The following is a 4863-nucleotide window of genomic DNA, read 5'->3' as shown; positions in this document are numbered from 1 at the left end:
CCAGAAGAGCCGTAGGCACCCCAGAAATCGCTGATCTCCGTGTAGGAGACCTTGGTGGGGGTGACGTTCAGACCATCGGTGGTGTGGCCAGTATCGACGGTGCTCGTCGAGTAGGCCGGCGGGTCCATCACGTACTGGATATCGCAAATTTTATCCAGCCCAAATGGAGCCCACGCCTGCGCCACCTGAGCCTGCATCAGCGCCGAAATGTAGCTGATGAAGCTTGCCAGCACCACGGCAAACACAATCCGGCATACCCACGTGGGGATGGTGCGCCAGACCATTTCTTTCACTATCTTTTTCCTCTCACATATGGGGAGCAGCCGCTACACCCAGGCATCTTCCTGAACAGTTACAGTTTCTGCTGCCGGTTCAGCGGCAGGTTCGGGCTCCACCACAGCTACAGTGGACTCCAGCACCGGCGAATACGGATCTAGCCAAATACCGTTCGCGTCCGTCGGGTACTGCTGCATGGATGCGCGCTCATCTCGGCTCTGACCGTCATTATTCGACAAGAACGCCTGATACTCGGGGTTCCAGCCAATATCGAACTGGACCACCTTAACGTTGTTGATGTTGCCGGTATCGTCATCAGGCGGCAGGGAAATCAGCGCACGGCCCGGACGGTCACGCATCACATCAGGCATAGCAGCCACCAGAGCCTCGAACTCGTCCGGACGGTCGGCATAACCCAGCGCCGTTGCCACCGCCTTACGCGAGCGCTCATCAGAGCGTCCAACCCAGCGTCCGCCGAGTTTGTTGCCGAACAGCTTCTCGTCGTTCGCGCTGGCCGTGGACTGGTCCAGCAGGAACGGGGTGATCATCAGGGAGCGGCCCATTGAAACGATGCGTTTAATCTGGGACTGGAACGCCACGTTGTCGCGCGCGACGTTGAATTCGTCCACCACAAGCACCTTGAAACCCTGGATCGCCTTCGAGTTGATCAACAGCTGACCAACATAGGTTGCCAGCAGGCCGTAGACCATGGAGGAGGCGCGCTCGCGGTAGCCTGATGCTGCCTGTCCTTCGGTCGGAAGGGTAAGCCCGTTGGTGTTGATGAGGATGGTGTTCACGCCCGAATAGTGCAGCTGCACGTTCTCGGTTTTCTTGCCGAAGACGAGGCGGCCGATGCTGTCTTCCGCTGCGGATTGCAGGTTGGAATGCAGGTTGGACATTTCACGGCGCATTGCCTGGTATGCCTCACTGCCAGAGTCCGCGTAGAGTTCTTCCTCGGTCTTGCCCAGCTCGCCGCGGCGCATGCGCTCCATCAACGTGTACATGGACGGGTTCTCGGTCGAGAGCTCCACGCGAATTAGGTCATTCAGGCGAGCGCGCTGGTTCTCGGTCATGCTGGATTCGAGCATTTCGGAGATGACCATCTCCACCAGGGAGAACGTTTCGGAGCGCCACAGATTGTAGGCCTTATCGGCGGTGTCTCGGTCGGGGTCTGCGGGGTTGGGTTCTCGGGAGATGAGGGTGAAGGGGTCGAGCATGCCGGGCTTGCCCTCGGTGTTCAGAGACCACAGCTTGACGTGGCCGCGGCCATGCAGGGCGAGGTTCGCCAACTGGTCGCGCTTCGGGTCGATAATCACCGTAAAGTAACTGCGGATTCGGCACAGGTCAAGCAGCTGCAGGGAGGCAACGGTCTTACCGGAGCCCAAGGACCCGTTGAAGAAGGTTGCCGGGGCATGGCCTTTTTTACCCAACAGCGTCGGGTCGAAGAAGACCGGGGTAGAGCCGTAGGACCCGACGTAGAACCCGAACTTGTGGCCAACCTCCACAGTGGTAAATACGCCACTCATGGTCAGTGCGCCAATATCGGTGTGGGTCGTGTGATGATCGGTCAGCTTGGCATCGCGCAGAGCCTTCTGGGCGGGGAAAGATTCACGCCAGTAGTCGTAGGAGGCGCCAAAAAGCGGGTTGAGGTTCGTTTGCATAGCCTCACCCATGAGGTTAATGATCTCTTCGGAGTATTCGATGGCCTTGTCTCGAGTCTCTGCGTGAGCGAAAACGCGGGTGGTGAGGGTAATCAGCGGAGCCGTCTGGTCATTCTCCACCGCGTAGCTGTGCTGCTTCGATTCCTCCTTGAGGCGTGAGATCTCGTTGCTGAGCGTTCCACTCGTGTCCGACTGGTAGTTGGACTCCTGGTTAATCTTCCGGTTGGCTTTCTTCGCGTCATCTTCCGCCTTCTGGTGAGACTTCACAATGAATCGGAACGAAATATCAACCGGGATACCGGTTTCCTTCAGCTGATCAACCCACATTGCAGGGATACCCTTTTTCGGCAGCTCCACGGCCATACCGACCACATGGGATTCCAGAATGGGGGACGGCTCGGGCACCTCAACACCCTGTGCCGTCAGCTTCTGCCACGCCTGCCGGTCCTGATGAATCTGAGGATTACGCATCGTAATCTTCATGGCTGCCGGGTCGGTCGTATCCACGACACTAGTCATTGAAGACGCCTCGTTAGCACCCCACTGCTTACCGTACAGGGTCGGCGCAGGACGATTAATGCCCAAATTCAAACAATGGTAGTAAAGATCCCACATATCCTGCGCGCTCGCGCCACGGGCACGCAGACGAGAGCTAGAGGCAAAGCGGTCACGCATCTGCTTAGCCAGCTTGTGGTAATGCGCCAGCTCCTCAGCAGTCGGCTCAGCATCAGCAGAGCCAAACACCTTATCCCACTGCTTCGAAGCCCACGCCAGGGGAGTACCTTCTCCCCACCGCTGCGAGCTCTTCGGGTGACGGCGGCCCAGATACACGCCAAGGTAGCGGCGGAAGGTCTTAGCACCCTGCAGTCGCAGAGTATCAGCCTGCGCTCGCATGAAGGTGTGGTAGATGGGGGCGACGGGAACACCGGTAGAGGCGGATTCTTGTTCCTGACGCTCAAGCATCATCTTCAGCCAGGCCTGGCTATCAAAAGGCATGGTGGTCAGGCGCATATGGATAGGCACGTCAGTGACGTTCTTAAAAATAGTGTCGATGTCTTCTGCATGCTGCTCGAGCTTGCGGAGAGTGGTAATGCCGAAGTTCTCGCCGGCGATGACCATGTAGGTCCACACCTCGGAGTCCGAGCAGATAATCAAGTCATCACAGTAGGTGACATCGAGCAGATCTACGCTGCTAAGCACTCCAATTTGGCTGAGGGCGTTTCCGAGGGAGGCTTTCATACTCATAACTGTTGTCCTTCAAATGAGTTAGCTGTTGTCGTGTTGTTTGCGGGTGCGGGTTGAGGGGTGAATCATCTTGACCTGCACGATACGCTTTGCCCCTCGATAGGGCTTGCCATTGACCTGCAGGTGAGTTGAGCGGCTGTAGTAGCTCCACAGCAGCTTTGCCCGCAGGGTCGTGGGGATAGAAGAGTGCCGATCTTTCTGATAGAGCATCCACCCAAAAATGCAGGGCAGAGCCCATGCAATAGAGCTGATAGGCACTAACGTTAGAGGCCAGAACTTGAGAGCGGTGAAGAAGGCCCACACTGGAATCGTGAAGAGAGCCATGTAAATCCACAGAACCCAGTTCAAAAATTCTTCAGGAACGTACTTTGTGAAGTTGATGTCCGAGGTACCGCGAACGTAACGGTCCTTGAACTCGTAAATCTCTGTGTTGTTTTTGACGTGACGTGCCAATGTGTTCCCTTTGGGTCTTATCGGAAGAGGAAAGGTGCTACAAAACAGTCAGAGTCTGTAGCACCTTCTCTTCTCATCCGCTTAGTTGAACATGGTGCTAATCAAGTTGCCGATGCCGTTAGAGATCGGGACACGCTGGGAGTACAGGCCTGAAGCCACCATCACAAAAGCCAGGGTAATCAGAAGCTTCTTACCACCCTCTTTAAAGTTGATGAAGAATGCGATAGCGCAGAGGACAGAGACGCCTGCTGCCACCATAGTGTCGCCGTTGTTAATAATGTTCTGAAAAACCTGCATTATTTTTCCTTGTCGAATTGATTTGTATAAACGCTTCTACTGAGCGTGGTGTGCTACGTACTACTGATTCTGTGAGACGTAAGCCTTCTGATCTAGCGGAATGGAATCAACCCTGGAGACCAACCACCTCCCATCCTTCTGTACAAAGTCGAGGCGGTAATTTGCCTCAACGACTGCTCCGGATTTGGCGCTCCAGCGGACTTTCACATCCGCGTAGGTGCGCGACAAATCCTTGGACTGGTAAACCTTAATCTCCGATGCGTCGGAGGGGGAAGCCAAATACAGCCCGCCCGATAGAGGAGCAGGAGTCATGTCTCCAGTAATCAGCGCCTGCAGCACCGTGCGGTCGCCCTTACCCCATGCGTCCATGTACGAACGAATCTGGGCCGTGACGGGAGTCGAAACGTTCGGCTGCGCCTGCAGATCATGGACCACAGCCTCGTCCCGGTACACCTGACCAGGAACAGGAATCGCAGGATTCGATACAGGAGCCGGCATGGACAGCGGAGAGTATTCCCCGTAGTGCTCACCAGCCAGCACGCGCACCGTGTCGAAGACCGGAGCAATCGACGGATCACTGAAGAAAATGCCGCAGGTCACATCATACTCTCGATCCTTCCCCTCCACCTTCTTCGTAATCGGGGAAGTCGTGTACGCAACTGACTGCTTACCCTGACCATTCCAGCCCTTCCTAGAATCCCACGAGGGGTTGTAAACCTTCAGAGCCGTACCGCGTGCATCAGGATTGTCAGAGTCCCAGGTGTACCACGCCCGGGAAAGGCCACAGCCGTAGTCAGATGCACCCTGGCGTACCAGATCCTCCGTGGGCGGCGCCTGGCGGTTCATCTTGAACCCCTGGCTCATCGCAAAGACCCAAAGCGTCGGAACCGTGAGGGTGATGACGCCAGCGAGGGCCCAGAGATCGGAAGAG

General features: G+C 56.3%; 5 protein-coding genes. All 5 read right to left on the bottom strand.

Annotation, left to right across the window (positions count from 1 at the left end; translation table 11 throughout):
* Positions 1 to 293, bottom strand: a 293-nt coding sequence (locus Q0216_RS05370; RefSeq protein ID WP_298593558.1) for a hypothetical protein, incomplete at its 3' end; no start/stop codon positions are given.
* A 33-nt stretch (positions 294 to 326) separates the two neighbouring features.
* Positions 327 to 3182, bottom strand: coding sequence for an ATP-binding protein (locus tag Q0216_RS05365; RefSeq protein WP_298593557.1), 2856 nt, complete (start codon positions 3180 to 3182; stop codon positions 327 to 329).
* A 21-nt stretch (positions 3183 to 3203) separates the two neighbouring features.
* Complete coding sequence (locus Q0216_RS05360; RefSeq protein ID WP_298593556.1) at positions 3204 to 3635, bottom strand: hypothetical protein; 432 nt, start codon at positions 3633 to 3635, stop codon at positions 3204 to 3206.
* Positions 3636 to 3716: 81 nt separating this feature from the next.
* A complete protein-coding gene (locus tag Q0216_RS05355) occupies positions 3717 to 3932 on the bottom strand; it encodes a hypothetical protein (protein WP_298593555.1) in 216 nt (71 codons plus the stop codon).
* A 60-nt stretch (positions 3933 to 3992) separates the two neighbouring features.
* Positions 3993 to 4863, bottom strand: an 871-nt coding sequence (locus Q0216_RS05350) for a conjugal transfer protein (RefSeq protein ID WP_298593554.1), incomplete at its 5' end; no start/stop codon positions are given.

The sequence above is a fragment of the uncultured Rothia sp. genome, assembly GCF_937976295.1.
Taxonomy (GTDB): domain Bacteria; phylum Actinomycetota; class Actinomycetes; order Actinomycetales; family Micrococcaceae; genus Rothia.
This window is presented reverse-complemented; position numbering and strand designations above follow the sequence as displayed.

Bases quoted from the DNA above. Each gene is read 5' to 3' on its own strand.
- Q0216_RS05365 (WP_298593557.1), bottom strand. From the start codon at position 3,182: ATGAGTATGAAAGCCTCCCTCGGAAACGCCCTCAGCCAAATTGGAGTG.
- Q0216_RS05355 (WP_298593555.1), bottom strand. From the start codon at position 3,932: ATGCAGGTTTTTCAGAACATTATTAACAACGGCGACACTATGGTGGCA.